The organism is Amphritea sp. GJ51-11, from assembly GCF_055808735.1.
Genome location: NZ_CM147881.1, coordinates 2021727 through 2040899 on the forward strand (window position 1 = coordinate 2021727; position 19173 = coordinate 2040899).

Annotated in this window: 19 protein-coding genes; 8 read left to right on the plus strand and 11 right to left on the minus strand. The window is 50.1% G+C overall.

Annotated elements, in window-relative coordinates:
- Positions 1-74: 74 nt before the first annotated feature.
- The 5 genes from AC0L4K_RS08860 to AC0L4K_RS08880 all read right to left on the minus strand — a co-directional run bounded on the left by AC0L4K_RS08860 (position 75) and on the right by AC0L4K_RS08880 (position 4845).
- A complete protein-coding gene (locus tag AC0L4K_RS08860; RefSeq protein WP_417223363.1) occupies positions 75-917 on the minus strand; it encodes an alpha/beta fold hydrolase in 843 nt (280 codons plus the stop codon).
- 112 nt (positions 918-1029) lie between these two features.
- The gene (gene purB, locus AC0L4K_RS08865) at positions 1030-2394 is read right to left on the minus strand and encodes an adenylosuccinate lyase (protein ID WP_473268991.1); all 1365 of its coding nucleotides are present in this window, start codon (positions 2392-2394) and stop codon (positions 1030-1032) included.
- A gap of 96 nt (positions 2395-2490) precedes the next feature.
- The gene (hflD, locus tag AC0L4K_RS08870; RefSeq protein ID WP_473268993.1) at positions 2491-3162 is read right to left on the minus strand and encodes a high frequency lysogenization protein HflD; all 672 of its coding nucleotides are present in this window, start codon (positions 3160-3162) and stop codon (positions 2491-2493) included.
- Positions 3163-3179: 17 nt separating this feature from the next.
- Positions 3180-4319, minus strand: a complete 1140-nt coding sequence (gene mnmA / locus AC0L4K_RS08875; RefSeq protein ID WP_473268994.1) for a tRNA 2-thiouridine(34) synthase MnmA — start codon at positions 4317-4319, stop codon at positions 3180-3182.
- A gap of 67 nt (positions 4320-4386) precedes the next feature.
- Entirely contained in the window at positions 4387-4845 is a 459-nt protein-coding gene (locus AC0L4K_RS08880) for an NUDIX hydrolase (RefSeq protein ID WP_417223352.1), read from the minus strand.
- A 131-nt stretch (positions 4846-4976) separates the two neighbouring features.
- On the opposite strand from AC0L4K_RS08880, the gene moaE reads away from it, so the two are divergent.
- Complete coding sequence (moaE, locus tag AC0L4K_RS08885) at positions 4977-5429, plus strand: molybdopterin synthase catalytic subunit MoaE (RefSeq protein ID WP_417223349.1); 453 nt, start codon at positions 4977-4979, stop codon at positions 5427-5429.
- Positions 5430-5434: 5 nt separating this feature from the next.
- Here moaE and AC0L4K_RS08890 read toward each other — a convergent pair whose 3' ends face one another.
- Positions 5435-6106, minus strand: a complete 672-nt coding sequence (locus AC0L4K_RS08890; RefSeq protein ID WP_473268995.1) for a pseudouridine synthase — start codon at positions 6104-6106, stop codon at positions 5435-5437.
- 101 nt (positions 6107-6207) lie between these two features.
- On the opposite strand from AC0L4K_RS08890, the gene icd reads away from it, so the two are divergent.
- Entirely contained in the window at positions 6208-7461 is a 1254-nt protein-coding gene (icd, locus tag AC0L4K_RS08895; RefSeq protein WP_473268996.1) for an NADP-dependent isocitrate dehydrogenase, read from the plus strand.
- A 209-nt stretch (positions 7462-7670) separates the two neighbouring features.
- Here icd and AC0L4K_RS08900 read toward each other — a convergent pair whose 3' ends face one another.
- Positions 7671-7901, minus strand: a complete 231-nt coding sequence (locus AC0L4K_RS08900) for a cold-shock protein (protein WP_417223341.1) — start codon at positions 7899-7901, stop codon at positions 7671-7673.
- Positions 7902-8145: 244 nt separating this feature from the next.
- Here AC0L4K_RS08900 and clpS point away from each other — a divergent pair, with 244 nt between their 5' ends.
- Both clpS and clpA read left to right on the plus strand, forming a co-directional pair.
- Entirely contained in the window at positions 8146-8508 is a 363-nt protein-coding gene (clpS, locus tag AC0L4K_RS08905) for an ATP-dependent Clp protease adapter ClpS (protein WP_417223338.1), read from the plus strand.
- A gap of 13 nt (positions 8509-8521) precedes the next feature.
- Positions 8522-10780: an ATP-dependent Clp protease ATP-binding subunit ClpA gene (gene clpA, locus AC0L4K_RS08910; RefSeq protein ID WP_473268997.1), complete on the plus strand. Its 2259-nt coding sequence runs from the start codon at positions 8522-8524 to the stop codon at positions 10778-10780.
- Positions 10781-10840: 60 nt separating this feature from the next.
- On the opposite strand, the gene infA is transcribed toward clpA, so the two are convergent.
- The 4 genes from infA to trxB form a co-directional block, all read right to left on the minus strand.
- Positions 10841-11059, minus strand: a complete 219-nt coding sequence (gene infA / locus AC0L4K_RS08915) for a translation initiation factor IF-1 (RefSeq protein ID WP_091359137.1) — start codon at positions 11057-11059, stop codon at positions 10841-10843.
- Between the two features lie 243 nt (positions 11060-11302).
- Positions 11303-12013 (minus strand): arginyltransferase, encoded by a 711-nt coding sequence (locus tag AC0L4K_RS08920; protein ID WP_473268999.1) that lies wholly within the window; start codon positions 12011-12013, stop codon positions 11303-11305.
- Positions 12010-12723: a leucyl/phenylalanyl-tRNA--protein transferase gene (gene aat / locus AC0L4K_RS08925; protein ID WP_473269000.1), complete on the minus strand. Its 714-nt coding sequence runs from the start codon at positions 12721-12723 to the stop codon at positions 12010-12012. The genes AC0L4K_RS08920 and aat overlap by 4 nt, the downstream gene beginning before the upstream one ends.
- Positions 12724-13677 (minus strand): thioredoxin-disulfide reductase, encoded by a 954-nt coding sequence (gene trxB, locus AC0L4K_RS08930; RefSeq protein ID WP_417223327.1) that lies wholly within the window; start codon positions 13675-13677, stop codon positions 12724-12726.
- 473 nt (positions 13678-14150) lie between these two features.
- Between trxB and AC0L4K_RS08935 the strand changes: the two genes are divergently transcribed.
- The 4 genes from AC0L4K_RS08935 to crcB are packed head-to-tail and all read left to right on the plus strand — an operon-like array spanning position 14151 to position 19155.
- Positions 14151-16775, plus strand: coding sequence for a DNA translocase FtsK (locus AC0L4K_RS08935; protein WP_473269001.1), 2625 nt, complete (start codon positions 14151-14153; stop codon positions 16773-16775).
- On the plus strand, positions 16775-17434 hold the full coding sequence (gene lolA / locus AC0L4K_RS08940; RefSeq protein WP_473269002.1) for an outer membrane lipoprotein periplasmic chaperone LolA: 660 nt from the start codon (positions 16775-16777) through the stop codon (positions 17432-17434). The genes AC0L4K_RS08935 and lolA overlap by 1 nt, the downstream gene beginning before the upstream one ends.
- Positions 17434-18777, plus strand: coding sequence for a replication-associated recombination protein A (locus AC0L4K_RS08945; RefSeq protein WP_417223318.1), 1344 nt, complete (start codon positions 17434-17436; stop codon positions 18775-18777). Before lolA ends, AC0L4K_RS08945 begins: the two co-directional genes overlap by 1 nt.
- 3 nt (positions 18778-18780) lie before the next feature.
- Positions 18781-19155, plus strand: a complete 375-nt coding sequence (gene crcB / locus AC0L4K_RS08950; RefSeq protein ID WP_473269003.1) for a fluoride efflux transporter CrcB — start codon at positions 18781-18783, stop codon at positions 19153-19155.
- Positions 19156-19173 lie beyond the last annotated feature (18 nt).

Sequence of the window (19173 nt, forward strand, 5' to 3'; positions counted from 1 at the left end):
AGGCGCTTAATCTTAATATGTTACCGGCTGACGGTTATTGTTTCAGGTCAGGATTGTTGTCTATCTAAAGTGCTTTAGGCCATTTTTAGTTGGCTGATAAACTGCTTAATATCCCAGATAAAGCGCTCTCGATGCCATAGTTGTGGCGAGTGATCGGCTTTTTCATAAATGTGCAGTTCTGCTTGGGGAGTATGATCCCTGACATATTCAGCAACCGGCTTGGCATAGAACTGGCTCTCGTCACCATAAATTAACAGGGCGGGGACACTGATCTGTGGCAGTACGTCGCGGTAGTCGGCGGCGGTCAAACTTTCCCAGCACTGTACTAAGGGTTCTGCCTCTAAGCGCTGTAGATGCTCGCGCATCTGCTGAAAGCCACGAGAATTACGGCTGTAATTTTCATATGATTTTTGATTGTAGCCATTAGCCACCAGCTGTAGTAGCCCTTCGGCGAAATCTTCCCGTAACAGTTTAATCAATTGTTGATTGGCATGGGCATCAAAATGGCCATAGATGCCATTTACCCAGTGCGCATCGGTAACCAGTTTAGGGGACTGATCAATAATGCCGATACCGGCCAAACGGTCACAGCCAAAATCGCGAATATATTGCCATAGGGTCAGAGCCCCCATCGAGTGGCCAACGAGCGTTAGGTTCTGTAGATCATGGTGCTCGATGAGCTGCTGTAGATCAGCCGCCATGGTTTGTACATCGGTAGCTGTGCCCGCCGGCAGGTGATGACCACCATGTCCACGGGCATCCCAACAGATAACATCATGGTCATCGGCCAGTTCGGCGGCAAAGGGCAGCCAGTCTTTGGCGCTAGCACTCCAGCCATGCAGAAACAGCACAGGGCTGCCTTTTCCTAACCGGAGGTAATGGATTTCAGTGCCATCTTTAGCTATTATTTTTTCCATAAATCAACCAGTTAAAGAATTTAGTTAGAGTGATTAGTTAACAATTAGTAATACCAAGCAATAAAAAAGCAGAGCGTTAGCTCTGCTTTTTTAGTCATCGTCAGTGCTGCGCTTAGATCGCTTTAGCTTGATCTACCGCGTTGCCGATATAGCTATGAGGCGTTAATTGCTTCAGCTCATCTTTCGCCGCTTGAGGCATATCAAGGGTATCAACAAAAGCCAAAATAGTGGCCTTATTCATATCTTGACCACGGGTCAGGGCCTTGAGTTTTTCATACGGCTCTTCAATGCCGTAACGACGCATCACGGTTTGAATCGGTTCAGCTAAGACTTCCCAGCTATTTTCCAGATCGGAATCTAAGCGTGTTGGGTTAAGTTCTAGTTTGCTGATGCCTTTCAGGCTCGATTGGTAAGCGATCAAGCTGTAACCGAAGCCAACACCCATGTTACGTAACACGGTGGAGTCGGTTAGGTCACGCTGCCAGCGAGAGACTGGCAGTTTAGCGGCCAGATGCTGCATCACCGCGTTAGCGATACCCAGATTACCTTCAGAGTTTTCGAAGTCGATGGGGTTAACTTTGTGCGGCATAGTTGAAGAACCGACTTCGCCCGCAATGGTTTTCTGCTTAAAGTAGCCCAGAGAGATATAGCCCCAAACATCGCGATCGAAATCGATGATGATGGTGTTGAAGCGACACACTGCATCGAATAGCTCAGCAATATAGTCGTGTGGCTCAATCTGTGTGGTGTAAGGGTTAAATGTCAGCCCTAAGCTTTCCACAAATGTCTGTGCGTTCTCGGCCCAATCGATATCAGCATAGGCGGAGAGGTGAGCGTTATAGTTACCCACGGCACCATTGATCTTACCCAGCAGTTCAACTTTTTTCAGTTGATTGATCTGGCGTTGTAACCGGTAAGCCACGTTGGCCATCTCTTTACCAACGGTGGTTGGTGAAGCGGTCTGGCCATGGGTGCGTGATAGCATCGGTTGAGTAGCATAGGTGCGGCCCAGTTGAGCAATCTCGTCGCTGATCTGCTGCATGATGGGCAACATCACGTCCAAGCCCTGCTTGAGCATCAAGCCGTGGGATAGGTTGTTGATATCTTCAGAGGTGCAGGCAAAGTGAACGAATTCACTGACTGTAGCCAGTTCAGCGTTATCTGCAATCGACTCTTTAATCAGGTATTCAACCGCTTTAACATCGTGGTTGGTGGTGCGCTCAATCTCTTTTACGCGGTTAGCCTGTGCTTCGCTAAAGTTATCAACCAGCGCATCAAGCACTGCGTTAGCGGCTTCGCTGAGTGGTGGAACTTCGGTGATTTGCGGGTGTGCGGCAAGCTTCTGCAACCAGCGAACTTCAACCGTTACACGGGCGCGAATCAGACCGAACTCGCTGAAGACCGGGCGTAGATCAGCGGTTTTGCTACCGTAACGACCATCAATTGGGGAGATCGCAGAAAGAGACGTAAGATCCATATCGAGTAAATACCTGACTGGGTTAAATTTTGAGCGCGGATTATAGCTAAAATAGGGCCGTAGGGAAAATCTGACGGCCATTTATTTGTCGCTGTACTAGTGGCGACCGGTGATCTGTTTGACCGATGGTCGCAATCGCGATTTAAAAAACAACAGATGCCAGCGTTTACCACCTACCTGACGCCATAGCATTGCGGCGCGTACGCCTGCTAATAAGAGGGCACGGATTTTGGCGGCATTCTCAGCATTTTGTAGATGACGCGGCTCTCCGGTAACCTGAATCCGAAAGCTAAAGGTGCTTAGGGTATCTTGATACAGGCTAGCGAGGTTGGCGATGACGGTCGGATGGGTAAACGCTGCAGGATTATCTTTCAAGTCGGTGCCTTCTTCGGCGAAGTAGCGAGCTTGTTGGATAATTTTATCGATCCGTTCACCAATATTTTGCAGTAAATCCGGGCGTTTATTGAGTTTGCGTTCGAGATGGATAATGCTTAGCCCATAGCGGATGACGTCTTGGTTTTGTTCCGCTTTACTTTTATCGAGCAGCTCATTCAGCCCCCTAAAACCCTGGCTTAGATTGATCGGTAGATCATGTACGCCACCATAAATCTCTTCGGTGGTGTCAGGGCTGGTGACGAAAAGACTCGCCAATGAGGTTTCGAAGCTATTTTGCGGCACCATCCCCCGGGTTGCGATTTGTTCTACCAAGCTGGCCGCCTGAAACAGGCCTGCCAGCGCGATGGCTTGTTGATCTTCTGCTCTGGACATATAGCTGATCAGTCTCCTTACGCTTTTCCGGTCGTTTCGATGACGCCGCCACCTAGGCAGACTTCGTCACAGTAAATGACGACAGACTGGCCGGGGGTGACCGCGCGTTGGGGTTGTTCAAATTCGATGCGATAGCCCTCGCCATCGGCAAAAATGGTGCAGGCTTGATCCGACTGGCGGTAGCGTACCTTAGCACGGCAGTTAAGCGGTAGGGCGGGTTTCTCTCCATTAATCCAGAAGATATCGCTGGCCGTTAGCCAATGGCTAAATAACAGCTCATGTTGCTGTCCCTGAACCGCTACCAAAACATTGCGCTCGAGATCTTTTTCGGCGACAAACCACGGTTCTTCTGGGTAGTTTTTTAAGCCGCCGATGCCAAGTCCTTGGCGCTGCCCAATGGTGTGATACATCAAGCCCTGATGTTCACCAATGACATCGCCCTCGGGGGTTTCTATTTTACCGGGCTGAGCGGGCAGGTACTGCTTAAGAAAATCGGTAAAACGACGCTCACCGATAAAGCAGATGCCGGTGCTGTCTTTTTTGTTATGAGTAATCAGGTCGTGCTGTTCGGCCAGTCGGCGGACTTCTGGTTTTTCCAGTTCGCCAACGGGGAAGAGGGTTTGTGCTAGTTCTTCAGCGCCGACTTGATGCAGAAAATAGCTTTGATCTTTGTTGTTATCGAGCCCTTTGAGTAGTGTCGCTTTGCCATTGGCTTCGCCTCGACGGACATAGTGTCCGGTGGCGATTTTATCGGCCCCGAGCATTTTGGCGTATTCTAAAAAGGCTTTGAATTTTATTTCCCGGTTACAGAGGATATCCGGGTTGGGTGTGCGGCCCGCTTTATACTCTTCGAGGAAGTGCTCAAAGACATTATCCCAATACTCGGCGGCAAAATTAGCGGTGTGTAGCTTGATATTGAGCTTATCACTCACCGCCTGCGCATCGGCGAGGTCGTCCATTGCGGTACAGTAGTCGGTACCGTCATCCTCATCCCAGTTTTTCATAAACAGGCCTTCCACCTGATACCCCTGTTGCTGCAGCAACAGTGCTGAAACGGATGAGTCCACACCGCCGGACATACCGACAATGACTTTGGTGGCTGCAGGGGCTGCAGGGGCTGCAGGGGCTGCAGAGGTTATGTTGGCTGCGTCTGACATGGGAACTGTATATGACCTTCAAGGATGATTAAGTGTATATGCGACCAGAGTCGCAGATTTCAATGCTTTAGTGATGATCGGGTTCGACGATCAGCGATAATGGAAAACGTTTGCCGGCAAGGTAATCATCGATACATCGGGTGACCATCGGGCTGCGAAGTCGCGCTTGTTGTGCTTCCAGTTCCGCACGGCTGAGCCAGAGGGCCCGGATAATACCAGTATCCAGTGGCAGAGTCGGCTCGTGCCGGTCGGCCTGCGCAACAAAACAGTAACGATGGTAGGTGATGCCATTGGCGGGGGCGGTATAAACATACACGCCTACCAGTGCTGTCGGCGTGACATGCCAAGCGGTTTCTTCTAGGGTTTCGCGGATGGCGGCATCGATAAAGCGCTCATTCGCTTCGATATGGCCGGCTGGCTGATTAATGACCCGCTGGCCCCGTGAGACGGATTCCTCTTCTACGCAGAGAAATTTGCCATCCTGCTCAATAATGGTTGCCACGGTGGCATGGGGTGTCCAACGCATTTCTCATCCCGTATATTAAGGGCAGATTATCGGCCCGTTGTGTCAACTGGCTGCGTCTTAGGCGCAGCAGACTCTGGCGGGCAACCTTACCATTTTTGACTGCTTTTGGCTGTATTTTGGAGTGACGATTGTTGAAAGATATTGTTTCGGTTCAAACTGAAGATTTTTCAGTTACAAAGTTATCCCAGCAATTACAGGCGGATGATGCCTGCAATGGCGCGATCGTTACCTTTACTGGCGTGGTTCGCCAATTGGCCAGTGGGCCGGGGTTAGAGGCGATGTATCTTGAACACTACCCGGGGATGACGGAAAAAGCTCTCAGCCGGATTATTGCGCAGGCCCGGCAACGCTGGCACTTAGGGAATGTCGTGGTGATTCATCGTGTCGGGCGTCTCGCCCTGAATGACAATATTGTCTTTATCGGTGTTGCCAGTGCCCATCGCCAAGCAGCATTTCAGGCGGCTGAGTTTATTATGGATTACCTTAAGCGGGACGCGCCGTTTTGGAAAAAAGAGATCACCACCGCCGGTGAGCACTGGGTCGAGGCGAAACAATCGGATCTCGATGCGGCCGAGAGTTGGTAAGTTTGTTAGCGCTGTTTCCGGGCCGGTTTGCTGCGGGCTTTACGGCCATGAGTCGTGGCCTTGTCACTACGGCGTGCATGCGGGGTTCTGCTGCTAGACGGCTTAGTCGTCCGTGGTTGGCGCGGCGCGGCCGGCATTACCACCTCCTCGGTACGGTATTCTCCCGGTTTAAGCTGCTCTAGTGTCCAATTGCCGATGGCTGCGCGAATCAAACGCAGGGTTGGAAAACCTACGGCGGCGGTCATCCGTCTAACCTGTCGATTTTTTCCTTCACTGATTTTAAGTTCTACCCAACTGGTTGGTTGGTTTTGGCGTTCGCGGATTGGCGGTGTGCGAGGCCAGATAGCTGGCTCAGAGATTTTTCTCGCTTTAGCTGGGCGGGTGACGCCATCTTTTAATGTCACGCCTTGGCGCAACTGCTGTAGCGCCTCATCGCTAATCTCACCCTCGACCTGAGCCCAGTAGGTTTTTTCCAGTTTAAAACGTGGATCGGCGAGTTTGTGCTGTAACTGTCCATTGTCGGTCAGAATCAACAATCCTTCAGAATCATAATCGAGACGTCCCGCCGCATAAACGCCTTTGCGCTTAATATAATTACCGAGGGTGGGGCGCCCTTGGCTATCGGTAAACTGGGTAAGCACTTGAAAAGGCTTATTGAATACGATTATTTCTGACATTAGACTTTTCCGGCAGATCATCTGGATTGGACGGGCAGGCAGGTTATCAGCGTCTATACTGTGTCTGCAAGGTCATATTCTCAGAAAACATGGAGCAGATAATGGCATACAAAAAGATTACGGTTCCTGATGGCAGTAAGATCACAGTGAATGATGATAACTCGCTGAATGTCCCTGATCATCCGATTATTCCCTATATCGAAGGCGATGGTATTGGTATTGATGTATCGCCGGTGATGCTAGAGGTGGTCGATGCCGCCGTCAATAAAGCCTATGACGGGGCCCGCAAGATTGCTTGGATGGAAGTCTATGCGGGTGAAAAAGCCACGGGAATTTATGATCAAGATACTTGGTTGCCAGAAGAAACGATGGCGGCATTTAAGGAGTTTGCGGTCGGTATCAAGGGGCCGTTGACGACCCCGGTAGGGGGTGGTATCCGTTCATTGAATGTGGCCTTGCGTCAAGAGTTAGATCTGTATGTGTGCCAGCGCCCGGTACGCTGGTTTACGGGGGTGCCTAGCCCGGTCAAAAATCCCGGTGATGTCGATATGGTGATCTATCGAGAGAACTCTGAAGATATCTATGCCGGGATTGAATGGAAAGCGGGTAGTCCAGAAGCGGACAAGGTGATCCGTTTTCTTAAAGAGGAGATGGGCGTTACGCAGATCCGTTTTGATAGCCAGTGTGGTATTGGGATTAAGCCGGTATCTGAAGCAGGCACTAAACGCCTCGTACGTCGGGCGCTGCAATACACCATCGATAATGACCGCGAGTCGCTGACCCTGGTGCACAAAGGCAATATCATGAAGTTTACCGAGGGGGCTTTCAAGGATTGGGGGTATGAGATTGCGCGAGATGAGTTCGGTGCGCAGCCACTCAATGGCGGGCCGTGGATGAGTTTCACTAACCCTAACAACGGTAAGCAGATTATCGTTAAAGACGTCATCGCTGATGCCATGTTGCAGCAAATTCTCCTGCGCCCGGCTGAATACGATGTCGTGGCTACGTTAAATCTTAATGGTGATTATATTTCTGATGCCTTAGCGGCGGAAGTCGGTGGAATCGGTATTGCGCCGGGGGCCAATTTATCGGACAAGGTGGCGATTTTTGAAGCAACCCATGGTACGGCGCCTAAATATGCTGGCAAAGATAAGGTAAACCCTGGCTCAATCATTCTCTCGGCAGAGATGATGTTGCGGCATATGGGTTGGCTTGAGGCGGCAGAACTGATTATCAACGGTGTCGAAGGAGCAATTACCGCGAAAACGGTTACCTATGATTTTGAGCGTCAGATGGAAGGCGCGCAGCTACTAAGTTGTTCTGAGTTTGGTCAGGCCATTATTGAACATATGTGAATGATTGAATGATGGGCTGAATTTGACGACGCCTGCGTTTCTTTGTCGGTAATTTAGTGATGAGTATAGGAGGTCATGTTTGAAGTGTTAAATTGGAGAGGAGTAACACAAAGAAAGGCAGCGCTGTCTGCCTTTCTTTTGTTTTGCATAATATATGCAGCTCGGTCGCCGCAAACTCTCAAACAAGTTGAGAGTGTTAGTGCGCTCGGTTAGTTAGCCTCCTCAGTTTCTGTCACGCTTATCAACTTGATATTGACTGCATGAATTCCCTTTGGTCCGGGGGTTGTTTCAAACTCAACCTCCTGTCCTGCTTTGAGGCTTTTATAACCCTCTGACAGAATGACTGAATAGTGCGCAAATAAATCTTCGTCAAAATCCGGTGAAACAATAAAGCCGAAACCTTTGGCGTTATTGAACCATTTGACTTTCCCTGTGTGCATTGGCGTCCCCCCAATATCCGAATTACAGCGACCTGAAATACTTTTAGGCCTGTTACCACAACAAACTCTCTTGCTACAATGTTGAAAACGAGAAAATTTGCCCTTGTTGAAATGCAGGGACATCCGATACAACACATACTCTTAACTCCTGCATATACAGTATAACATTAGGCTAGAGGGCCTATGGAGTAAGGTTTGCCCATAATGGGATATAAAAAATTGATTATTCTTTTAGAGATATGCTATGTGGCAAGTAATTAATGATTTACAGCTTTCGGCAAAGTCAGATGATGACGACTTTGTTGATCATAATAATACCGGTGTGGTCACTGAAGAGGCGAAGCCTGAACTAAAAAGGCCGTCGATGTACCGGGTGGTATTGCTAAATGACGACTATACTCCAATGGACTTCGTCATTCAGGTTCTAATGGGTTTTTTCGGTATGAATCAGGAAAAAGCAACACAAGTAATGTTAGCAGTCCATACTCAAGGTAAGGGCGTATGCGGTGTGTTTACCCGTGATGTGGCAGATACGAAAGCTGCCCAAGTTAATCAATGTGCCAGAGAGAATCAACATCCTCTTCTGTGCGAAGTAGAGAAAGCGTAGCGGAGCGTTATGTATGTTAAATAAAGAGCTTGAAGATACGCTGAGCGTTGCCTTTAAGAGTGCGCGCGCTAAGCGACATGAGTTTATGACAGTTGAGCACCTGTTATTGGCTCTATTGGATAATACCGAGGCCCGTGCTGTGTTAGATGCATGCGCGGTTGATCTCGACAAAATGAGGAACCTGCTCAGTACCTTTATCGAAGATACTACGCCACTGTTACCAGAAGATATCCCGGATGTTGAGACCCAGCCAACGTTAGGTTTTCAGCGGGTATTACAGCGAGCGGTGTTTCATGTGCAGTCTTCGGGACGCGCTGAAGTGAACGGCGCCAATGTGTTGGTGGCAATATTCAGTGAGCAGGAAAGCCATGCCGTCTATGTGCTTAATCAGCAGGGTATCGAGCGTATTGATGTGGTCAACTACATCTCTCACGGTATCTCACGGGTTGAAGAAAATGATAGCCGCCCAGCAGAAGAGGGGTTGTTAGAAGGCGATCCGGCTGCGGACAAAGAAAAAAGTCCATTGGCTAACTTTGCCGTGAATCTGAATGAACAGGCTATGTCTGGTCGTATCGACCCATTGGTCGGCCGTGGGGCTGAAGTTGAGCGGGTCGTGCAAATATTGTCACGGCGGCGTAAAAATAACCCATTGCTGGTCGGTGAAGCCGGAGTGGGTAAAACAGCGATCGCTGAAGGTCTGGCTAAGCTGATTGTTGAGGGACAGGTGCCGGATGTTATTTCGGAGAGTATTGTTTACTCCCTTGATCTAGGCGCGCTATTAGCGGGGACTAAATATCGCGGCGACTTTGAGAAGCGTCTTAAAGGGTTGTTAAATGAGATTAAGGAGCAGGAACACGCGATTCTGTTCATTGATGAGATTCACACCATAATTGGCGCTGGGGCGGCATCCGGTGGCTCGATGGATGCCTCCAATCTGCTTAAACCGCTGTTGAGTTCCGGGCAGTTGCGTTGTATTGGCTCAACAACCTTTCAAGAGTTTCGTGGCATCTTTGAAAAAGATCGGGCGTTGGCGCGCCGCTTTCAAAAGGTCGATGTGCTTGAGCCGTCCGTTGATGATACTTATCAGATCCTGCAAGGCCTTAAGAGCCGTTTTGAAGATCATCATCATGTCACCTATACAGACGAGGCTTTGCGGGCAGCGGCTGAGATGGCTGACCGTTACATCAATGATAAGCACATGCCGGATAAGGCGATTGATGTTATTGATGAAGCCGGCGCCTATCAGCAGCTAGTGCCAGAAGCCGAGCGTAATGCAGTCATTGATGTCACTGAAGTTGAGATCGTTGTGGCGAAGATCGCCCGAATCCCTGCGAAAAGTGTCACCGTTTCGGATAAAGAACAGCTCAAAAAGCTCGACAGCAATCTTAAAATGGTGGTGTTGGGGCAGGATGAAGCGATCAACACCCTTGCGGCAGCGATCAAGCTGTCCCGTGCAGGTCTTAATGAACCCAATAAGCCCGTCGGTTCTTTCCTCTTTGCCGGCCCAACCGGTGTGGGTAAAACAGAAGTAACCAGTCAGCTGGCACGGATTATGGGAATCGAACTGATTCGCTTTGATATGTCGGAGTATATGGAGCGTCACACCGTCTCACGGCTTATTGGTGCCCCTCCAGGCTATGTTGGCTATGATCAGGGTGGGTTGCTAACTGAGGCTGTTACTAAGACGCCCCACGCGGTTCTATTGCTTGATGAAATCGAAAAAGCGCACCCTGAAGTCTTTAATTTGTTGCTGCAGGTAATGGATAACGGTACGTTGACCGATAACAATGGCCGTAAAGCGGATTTCCGTAACGTGATTATGGTGATGACGACCAACGCTGGTATCGAGCAGATGACCCGTGCATCGATTGGTTTTAGTCATCAGGATCATACGACCGATGGCATGGAAGCAATCAAGAAGCTGTTTACACCGGAGTTCCGCAACCGTCTGGACGGCATTATTCAGTTTAAAGCGTTATCACCCGAGGTTATTACCGGTGTGGTCGACAAATTCTTGACCGAGTTACAGGCGCAACTGGATGATAAGAATGTTGTGTTGAATATCGATGATGCGGCACGACAATGGTTTGCTGATAATGGCTATGATGCCAATATGGGTGCACGGCCGATGAAACGTTTGATTCAGGAAAAACTGAAGAAACCGTTAGCAGAGATGATTCTGTTTGGCGAGCTCGCCGACGAGGGAGGGGAGGTTGATATTACGGTGAACGCAGATAATGACATTGAAATTCATGCGGCGGTGGCGGTTTAACCGCCATCCACCGATGAGAAATAAAAAAAGCGACCCTTGGGTCGCTTTTTTTATAGGCTGTTACCGTGCGCGGTAGGTGATGCGGCCTTTTGTGAGGTCGTAAGGTGTGAGTTCAACCTTAACCTTATCGCCCGTCAGGATGCGGATATAGTTTTTGCGCATCTTACCGGAGATGTGAGCTGTAACAACATGACCGTTTTCCAGTTCTACCCGGAACATTGTGTTAGGCAGTGTGTCGGTCACAACGCCTTCCATTTCAAAGCTGTCTTCTTTAGACATTCAGTACCTACCTAAGTTGATTAGTTGCAATACTACATTTTGCAGCGCAGTATTCTGCCTTATTTTCTCTGTTATATCAAAGAGATTTGCCGGAATTAATAAAGTAATCGCCAAATTTCATCTGAATTTATTCTTGCCAAAATAGATTATCGGGCAGTTTTTCTGCCAGCATGTGAGGGTTTTGGCACTGTTTAGCCGGTCTCTTTGTTCCGCCAATCGAAGGCCCGCGGTCACTTTCTGACGTTAGTCGACGACAATCCATTCGCCATTAATGAGCATCTCTAACGGGCTGAAGGCAACTTTATAGGACATTTTTTGGCACTCGCGTATCCAGTAACCCAGATAGAGATATTCTAGCTCTAAACGCTGCACCTCCTTCAGCTGCCAGAGAATAGCGAAACTACCAAGGCTTCGGGCGGCTTCTCGGGGATCGAAAAAAGTGTAAATAGCGGATAGGCCCTGGGCGAGAAAGTCAGTCACTGCTAGCGCGACTAACTTGCCGCTAGGGTCGCGAAACTCATAAAAGCAGCCTTTTTGCCCGCCCTCGATCAGAAAAGCACTGAATTGATCTGGGGTCGGGGGGTACATATCGCCATCATTGTGACGCGTATTAATATAGCGCTCATAGAGTGCATAATACTCATCTGTGAACTGGGGTGGGGCGGTGGTTACCTGTAGATCTTTATTCTTGTTGATAATGCGTTTCTGGCTTTTGCTCGGATGAAACTCCCGGCTATTAACCCGCACCGAGATGCATGCCTGACAGTGGCTGCAGTAAGGCCGATAAATATGTTTGCCGCTGCGGCGAAAGCCGAGATCAGAAAGCTGGCTGTAAGCATCAAAGTTGATCACTTCCTGTGGATCAACGAACAGCGTTTTGGCTTCCAGTCCTTCGAGATAGCTGCACTCGTGTTCCGGTGTGGCATAAAAATGCAGGGTTTTCAGGTTACTCACTCGGTTCGTACCACGTCTTCTTTATCAATATCAAACTGCCACGGGTGATCCAGTTCACTCGTTAGATGCTGTTGAAGATATTGTTTAAATTCAATTCTGGGAATGCATCTCGCGCCCAAGCTGGTCAGATGTTTATTCTCAATCTGACAATCAATTAAAGCATAGCCCCATTTTTGCAATTGTTTGGCAAAGTAGGCAAATGCTATTTTTGAACTGTTGGTGGCGCGGCTGAACATCGACTCACCAAAAAACAACCGTCCCATGGCAATGCCGTAAAGCCCGCCAGTCAGTTGACCATCTTGCCATAGCTCTACCGAATGGGCGACGCCCCGTCGATGCAGTTCGGTATAGGCGTTCTGCATCGGGGTACTGATCCAGGTATCATCGCTATAGCTGCGCGGCGCCGCACAGGCCTTGATAACATCACTAAAGGCCTGATCGAAGGTGATCTCGAAGCGCGCATGGCGAATCGCTTTGCGCAGACTCCTCGAGATGTGAACTTGCTCCGGCACGAGGGTGCAGCGAGGGTCCGGCGACCACCATAAGATAGGTTCGCCGGGGTTAAACCAAGGGAAAATACCGTGTCGATAGGCGGCTATTAGCCGTTCGGCACTGAGGTCTCCGCCCGCACAGAGCAAACCATTGGGATCATCCAACGCCTGATTGATGGGCGGAAACAGTGTGCTGTTGGGATCTAACCAAGGGAGCATTTAGGCTTGGTCATCCAGGTAGCGTTCAGCATCCAGTGCGGCCATGCAGCCAAAACCTGCAGAGGTGATGGCTTGACGATAGATATGATCGGCCACATCGCCAGCGGCAAAAACGCCCTCAATGGATGTTTGGGTTGCGTTGCCGTGACTGCCGGTCTGAATTTTTAGATAACCGTTTTCCATCGCCAACTGGTCGCCAAAGATCTCGGTATTCGGCTTATGGCCAATGGCGATGAAAGCCCCCTGTAACTCAAGTTCTTGGGTGGAATCATCTTCCGTGCTTTTGATGCGAATACCGGTCACGCCCATATCATCACCGAGTACTTCATCGAGTTGATGGTTCCAAATAATGTTGATATTGCCGTTTTTGGCTCGCTCAAATAGCTTGTCTTGCAGAATTTTTTCTGAGCGCAGGCTATCGCGACGGTGGATGAGAGTTACTTCAGCGGCAATATTTGACAGGTACAGGGCTTCTTCGACAGCCGTATTACCACCACCGATCACCGCGACCTTCTGGCCACGATAGAAAAAACCATCGCAAGTCGCGCAGGCACTGACGCCTTTGCCCATGAAGGCTTCTTCAGAGGGGAGACCGATATATTGTGCGGATGCACCGGTACAGATAATCAAGGCATCACAGGTATATTCGGCCATATCGCCTTTAAGCCGAAATGGGCGATTCTGTAGATCGGTTTCACTGATATGATCAAAGATCACCTGCGTATCGAAGCGCTCGGCATGGGCCTGCATCCGTTGCATCAGTTCAGGGCCTTGCACGCCCTCGACATCGCCCGGCCAGTTATCGACGTCAGTGGTCGTGGTCAACTGACCACCGGCTTGCATGCCGGTAATAACAATGGGATTCAGATTCGCGCGGGCAGCGTATACTGCTGCAGTGTATCCGGCGGGGCCGGAACCCAGAATAATCAGTTTATGATGTTGTGTTTCGCTCATGGATAATCCGTTGTCTGTTCACGCATGGTATTGAGGGCTAGTATTGAAGCCTGATCTTGGGGCCTATTATGCCCGTTTCAGGAAGCGGACAAAACAGGGGGAGTGGTTGAATTTTTCCTGCTGTTGTTACTCAGATGGGTTATAGGGGTTTTTTAATCAGGCCTAGCGGCTTGTTTTCTCGGCAAACAGTAGGCAATTAGCGTCGAATTGTTCAGTTCCTGCTCAGTCTGGGTGGGTATGCTGAAGAAAGCGTATAAAAGTCGGTTTTGTGTCTGGGGAGTAGGGCCTAAATATGTTATTTTTCAGGCCATTTTATGGATAGTTGGAAGGATATTTTTCTTGTCTCATCGTAGCCAAACAGATAGAAGTCAGCCCAGTCGTCGAGATGCTAGCGTTAAATCGCCGGTTAGCGAATTTAAAATAGCCTCCTTTTCTGATCTGCTCGCACGGATCACGAAAGAGGGGGGCTGATTTTGGTAATCGGCTTTGCGCTGTTTTTGCAACTGGCGCTGTTTGGTTATGATCATCGCGATCCAGGCTGGTCGCATCTAGGCTATCAGCCATTGGCGCATAATTTCACCGGCTTAGTCGGTGCTTGGTTGGCCGATTTAGCGCTGTCCATTTTTGGTATCGCATCTTGGCTGATTCCGCTGATGTTGCTGGTGCCCGCGGTCCGCTTTATGTTACGCCGCAGTGTTTCCCTGCTTGATGGCATCCCGTTTATGATGCTGCGTTTGACCGGGGCGGTGATGGTGTTGCTCTGTTTAGCTACCTTTGCGGCCACCCATCTATCGAATACTGAAAGTCAGCTGCCTTTCAGTATGGGTGGCTTGGTTGGCCAGGCGTTATCGGATGTTGCGGTCTCTCTGTTTAGTTTAATTGGTAGCTCTATTGTGTTGGCGACCGCGATGTTGTTCGGTATGACATTGATGTTCGAGCTTTCTTGGGCGCAATTGCTAGAGCGGCTTGGTCGCGGACTGTTGTCGGTGACAGCATGGTTGAAACCCCAAGCCCGTGTTAACAATGATACCTCGCCGTCAGTCGACCCTTATGCCGCGGCAGATGAAGAAAAACGTAACTTATTACGTGCCGCCGCCCGTCATGGCAGCGCTGCCGATGCAGTACAGTCTGAAGCTGCTAACCTAGCCGCTCAACAGGCACCCTTGATACGTCGGGAACCGGTGTTTGATCAGCCCTTGGCTGCCGATCCGCTTTATACCGATCATGACCCATTAACTGCGGCGCCAGTCAGCGAAACAACAGAGTGGGAATCCTATGATCTCGATCCTCAAAGCAGGGCTAAGCGGGTTGAAATGTCCGAGGATATTCCTGTCGTCACTGCGCGAGCCGCGCAGGATGTTACGCCAGAACTAAGTGCTGCTGATGTTACTACTCGTCAAGTGGAGCCTGTTGTAACACCGACACCAGAGCCGATGGCCGCCGCCCCGCAAACGGAATACAGTTCACAACCACAACCACAACCTGTGGCGATTGATCGCAAAGGGGTTAAGGTTGTGCCGCTATCTGAAGCGCATACGCCGATGAAAGACAGTGAGCTGGGGCTGGATCATATTGCTCAAACGGCTCCTCGTCGCGAACCCCGACGACGCATTCCTTCACTGGATCTGCTGGACCCGCCAGAATTGAAGCAGGGACACTGCTACAGTGACGAGCAGCTTGAAGATATGTCACGCTTGCTGGAACGTAAGCTGAAAGATTTCGGTATCGTTGCCGAGGTCGTCGAAGTGAATCCTGGGCCGGTAATTACCCGTTTTGAGTTACAACCTGCGCCCGGTGTTAAAGCCAGTCGTATCACCAATCTGGCACGGGATTTAGCCCGGTCAATGGCGGTGATGAGCGTGCGGGTGGTCGAAGTGATCGCCGGTAAGTCGGTGATCGGCATTGAGATTCCCAATGAAGAGCGGCAGATGGTGCGCCTCAGTGAAGTGCTTATTTCCAAGCCTTATAAAGAAGCGTCATCGAAGCTTACACTCGGTCTGGGTAATGATATTGCCGGTAATCCGGTCGTCGCCAACTTAGCTAAAATGCCTCACTTACTGGTGGCGGGCACCACCGGTTCCGGTAAATCGGTGGGCGTCAATGCGATGCTGCTGAGCTTGCTGTTTAAAGCGACACCGGATGAAGTGCGACTGATGCTGGTTGACCCTAAGATGCTTGAATTATCGGTCTATGAAGGGGTCCCTCATTTGCTTGCGCCGGTTATTACCGATATGAAAGAGGCCGCAGGCGGATTGCGCTGGTGTGTCGCTGAGATGGAACGCCGTTATAAACTGATGTCAAAAATGGGCGTACGTAATATCGCCGGTTATAACGATAAAGTGACCGCCGCTCGGAATAAGGGGGAGCCCTTGTTGGACCCTTTGTGGAATCCGGAAGAGATGGGCTTGCCCTCGGATGCCCCTGCGCCTTACCTTGAAACATTGCCCTATATCGTGGTTTGTATCGATGAGTTTGCCGATATGATTATGGTGGTGGGTAAGAAAGTTGAAGAATTGATCGCGCGTATTGCTCAGAAAGCACGGGCGGCGGGTATTCATCTTATTTTGGCCACACAGCGCCCCTCAGTGGACGTTATCACTGGTTTGATCAAGGCTAACATCCCAACTCGTATTGGCTTCCAGGTATCCTCTAAAATTGACTCCCGCACGGTACTCGACCAAAGCGGTGCTGAGCATCTGCTGGGTAACGGTGATATGCTTTATCTGCCTGCGGGCAGCAGCCTGCCTAACCGTGTTCATGGCGCTTTTGTCAGCGATGATGAAGTGCATCGGGTGGTTGAAGCATGGAAAAAAATGGGCAAGCCGGAATACCTTATCTCGGATCTATCTGAAGTGGTTGAGGGTGGTTCCGGCATGATGGGCGATAGTGATGACGAGCAGGACGCCCTCTACGATGAAGCGGTTGCCTTTGTCACCCAAACCCGTAAAGCATCGATCTCATCGGTGCAGCGTAAACTTAAAATTGGTTACAACCGGGCTGCCCGGATGATTGAATCGATGGAAGCGGCGGGAGTTGTTTCTACCGCTAGTCATAATGGTGCCCGTGAAGTGTTGGCACCACCACCGCCTAAGGATTAATGATGGTATTTAAAAAGATAGCCGCCGTTGCCGTACTGGGTTGTTCTCTCAGCTTCGCCGCGCTGGCCGATATTCAAGAAAGTGCTGGGGATCGACTCAATAGCCTATTAGGTGCCTTTGATAGCTTCAGTGCCGACTTTGATCAGGTTTCCGGTCGCGATGATTCGCGCCGGATGGAAAGCTCCCGAGGAACCCTCTTACTGGCCAAACCGAACCGTTTTCGTTGGATTGCCAAAGAGCCATTTCCACAAACCCTGATCAGCGATGGTGAAACATTGTGGATCTATGATCCCGACCTAGAGCAGGCAACTGAGCGTAAGGTAACAGAGAATGATTCAGGGGTTCCGGCGCTGATTCTTAACGGTCAGATAGAGCAACTGAAGTCCCAATATAAGATCCGCTTATTACAAGAAAAGAGTAACAGTCAGTTGTTTGAACTTCTGCCATTACAAGAAACTGAGGTGTTTACCCGCATTCGATTACTGTTCACCGATGGTTTGATTAGCGAATTACAGATGGAAGATTCACTCGGGCAGCGAACATCTATAATGTTTCAAAATCAAAAACTTAATCCAGAGTATGAAGATACTACTTTTACATTTAGCCCGCCCGAAGGCACCGATGTGATCGTCGAAAGTAGCCCGGAGCCTGCTAACTAATGGCCGATCTTTTTGATGCGCAACAGCCTGACTACGAACCCTTAGCGGCGCGGATGCGGCCTCAATCACTCGATGAATACTGTGGCCAGCAACACCTGCTCGGGCCGGGCAAACCCTTACGTAAAGCGCTAGAGCAGGGCTCTGTGCATTCAATGATATTATGGGGGCCGCCGGGGGTAGGCAAAACCACGCTGGCACGCTTGCTAGCTCATCAAGTGGATGCCCATTTTATTATTCTCTCGGCGGTGCTGTCTGGAGTGAAGGATATCCGCGCCTCAGTGGATCAAGCGCTGCAAGTGAAGGCTCAGTCTGGCCGTAAAACCATCTTATTTGTCGACGAGGTGCACCGCTTTAATAAGTCGCAACAGGATGCTTTTTTGCCTTTTATTGAGGACGGCACCTTTCTGTTTGTCGGTGCCACCACCGAAAACCCATCGTTTGAATTGAATAACGCTTTACTGTCCCGCGCCCGAGTTTATCTCTTGCGCAGTCTCGAACAGGCCGATATCGAAGTGTTATTACAGCGGGCGTTGAATGATAAGGCCCGAGGAATTCCGCAACAGCCATTGGTGTTTGCCGATGGCGCGATGGAGCAATTGGCCGCCGCTGCCGATGGTGATGGTCGGCGCGGACTCAATCTGCTGGAAATCGCCGCTGATCTGGCAGATTTTGATGGCCGTGAATATACAATAGGGCCGCAGATTATCGAAGAGGTGCTTAAGTCCAGCGCCCGTCGCTACGATAAGCAGGGGGATCTGTTTTATGACATGATCTCGGCATTCCATAAATCGGTGCGGGGTTCATCCCCCGACGGTGCCCTGTATTGGTATTGCCGTATGCTCGACGGCGGCTGCGATCCGCTCTATATCGCTAGGCGGCTAGTCGCTATTGCCTCGGAAGATATCGGTAATGCTGATCCGCGGGCGATGCAGATGGCACTCAACGCCTGGGATGCATTCGAACGGGTTGGTCCGGCAGAGGGCGAGCGGGCGATTGCGCAAGCGGCGCTCTATTGTGCCAGTGCGCCGAAGAGTAATGCGGTTTATCGGGCGTTTAATCAGGCCAAGGCGGATGTACGCAGTGAGCCCGGTTATGATGTGCCGGAGCATCTGCGTAATGCACCGACTAGCCTGATGAAAGATCTTGGCTACGGTGCCGAATACCGTTATGCCCATGATGAGCCTGATGCCTTTGCCGCCGGTGAGTGTTATTTGCCAGCGGAAATTGCCGATCGCCAGTATTATCAACCGGAGCCCCGCGGCCTTGAGATCCGTATCGGTGATAAACTTAAGCATCTCAAAGCGCTGGATGAAGCCAGCGCCAAGCAACGATATAGGGAATAACCGATGCTGCACCTTATTTCAGTCGCTGTCGGCGGCGCCGCTGGAGCCATGGCTCGTTATTGGGTCAGCGGCGTGCTGATTAACAATGCTCAGTTTAAGCTGCCTTACGGTACGCTGATCTGTAATGCGCTGGGTTCTTTTCTAATGGGTATTTGTTTTGTCCTGATTATGGAAAAGGCCCGCATTAGCCCAGAATTAAGACCATTATTGATGGTTGGTTTTCTGGGTGCTTTCACGACTTTTTCCACCTTCTCACTGGAAGCCGTGACCATGTTGCAAGAAGGGCATATAATGTCCGCCGCAATTTACATATTAATGAGCGTAGTGCTCTGCATGGTCGCCCTGTATAGCGGCTTATGGTTTACTCGCCTGTTCTGACTTTAAGGTTGTTTCTGA

What these genes read in the sequence shown, in the direction of transcription:
- lolA (WP_473269002.1), top strand. Translation starts at nt 16,775, where the DNA reads ATGATGGTATTTAAAAAGATAGCCGCCGTTGCCGTACTGGGTTGTTCT.
- clpA (WP_473268997.1), top strand. Translation starts at nt 8,522, where the DNA reads ATGTTAAATAAAGAGCTTGAAGATACGCTGAGCGTTGCCTTTAAGAGT.
- AC0L4K_RS08880 (WP_417223352.1), bottom strand. Translation starts at nt 4,845, where the DNA reads ATGCGTTGGACACCCCATGCCACCGTGGCAACCATTATTGAGCAGGAT.
- AC0L4K_RS08900 (WP_417223341.1), bottom strand. Translation starts at nt 7,901, where the DNA reads ATGCACACAGGGAAAGTCAAATGGTTCAATAACGCCAAAGGTTTCGGC.
- infA (WP_091359137.1), bottom strand. Translation starts at nt 11,059, where the DNA reads ATGTCTAAAGAAGACAGCTTTGAAATGGAAGGCGTTGTGACCGACACA.
- AC0L4K_RS08945 (WP_417223318.1), top strand. Translation starts at nt 17,434, where the DNA reads ATGGCCGATCTTTTTGATGCGCAACAGCCTGACTACGAACCCTTAGCG.
- crcB (WP_473269003.1), top strand. Translation starts at nt 18,781, where the DNA reads ATGCTGCACCTTATTTCAGTCGCTGTCGGCGGCGCCGCTGGAGCCATG.
- mnmA (WP_473268994.1), bottom strand. Translation starts at nt 4,319, where the DNA reads ATGTCAGACGCAGCCAACATAACCTCTGCAGCCCCTGCAGCCCCTGCA.
- icd (WP_473268996.1), top strand. Translation starts at nt 6,208, where the DNA reads ATGGCATACAAAAAGATTACGGTTCCTGATGGCAGTAAGATCACAGTG.
- clpS (WP_417223338.1), top strand. Translation starts at nt 8,146, where the DNA reads ATGTGGCAAGTAATTAATGATTTACAGCTTTCGGCAAAGTCAGATGAT.
- AC0L4K_RS08860 (WP_417223363.1), bottom strand. Translation starts at nt 917, where the DNA reads ATGGAAAAAATAATAGCTAAAGATGGCACTGAAATCCATTACCTCCGG.
- hflD (WP_473268993.1), bottom strand. Translation starts at nt 3,162, where the DNA reads ATGTCCAGAGCAGAAGATCAACAAGCCATCGCGCTGGCAGGCCTGTTT.
- trxB (WP_417223327.1), bottom strand. Translation starts at nt 13,677, where the DNA reads ATGAGCGAAACACAACATCATAAACTGATTATTCTGGGTTCCGGCCCC.
- aat (WP_473269000.1), bottom strand. Translation starts at nt 12,723, where the DNA reads ATGCTCCCTTGGTTAGATCCCAACAGCACACTGTTTCCGCCCATCAAT.
- purB (WP_473268991.1), bottom strand. Translation starts at nt 2,394, where the DNA reads ATGGATCTTACGTCTCTTTCTGCGATCTCCCCAATTGATGGTCGTTAC.
- AC0L4K_RS08890 (WP_473268995.1), bottom strand. Translation starts at nt 6,106, where the DNA reads ATGTCAGAAATAATCGTATTCAATAAGCCTTTTCAAGTGCTTACCCAG.